General features: G+C 51.0%; 1 protein-coding gene. It reads right to left on the bottom strand.

The window, feature by feature from the left end:
• The coding region (locus tag HMPREF3149_RS13555; protein ID WP_168162182.1) for a VaFE repeat-containing surface-anchored protein at positions 1-817 on the bottom strand (817 nt) is incomplete at both ends.

Below are 817 nucleotides of genomic sequence, written 5' to 3'. Positions count from 1 at the left end.
GTCTCCGTCTCCTTCGGAACGGTCTGATCCTTATCGTTGATGTCCTTGTGGTCAGCGATGAAGTTCGGCTCATCCTCGGATGCATCCGGAGTATCCTGACCCAACTTGTCAACCTCGACAGAAGTCAGCTCCTCAAAAGCAACCGCAGCCTCAACAACCCCCTCAAGATTCTCATCAACAGTGATTTCAACAACGGCCTCACCATTAGCAGTCTCCGGAGCAAAGGTCAGCTGACCATCACCCACAACAGTCTCACCATCAGCCTTAGAAATCAGCTCAGCCTTCAAGGTGTAGTTCTTACCCGGAACAAGGTTGTTAAACGACACCGTGTCCTCAACTACAGCACCAGCAACAACCTCGGTAGCACCGTTAGCGAAATCAGCATTAGTAGAAATCCGCGGCAACTCATCCTTAGTAGTCACCGTCTGATCATCATCAGTGATGTCCTCATGCTTGCCAATCTCATTCGGAGTCTCATTACCCGGAGTCTCCTCACCCTTGTCATTGACCTGCTTAGAAGTCAGCTTCTCGAAAGCAACCGCAGCCTCAACCGGCTCAGTAACCTTCTCATCAACAACAATGGTCACAGCCTCAGTGCCATTCGGCTCAGTCGGCACAAACTTGTGGCCAGTCGTCTCACCAAGAACAGACTTACCATCCGCCTTGGAAATCAACTTCGCATCCAGGAAGTACTCCTTACCCGGAACCAGACCCTCATAAGAAACCTGATCCACAATCTTCGCGCCGCCAACAACTACACGCAGGCCACCATCAAAATCAGCATTCGTCGACACAATCGCATTCTTCTCACCCGGCT

Source organism: Corynebacterium sp. HMSC05E07, assembly GCF_001807225.1.
Classification (GTDB): Bacteria; Actinomycetota; Actinomycetes; order Mycobacteriales; family Mycobacteriaceae; genus Corynebacterium; species Corynebacterium singulare.
This window is presented reverse-complemented; position numbering and strand designations above follow the sequence as displayed.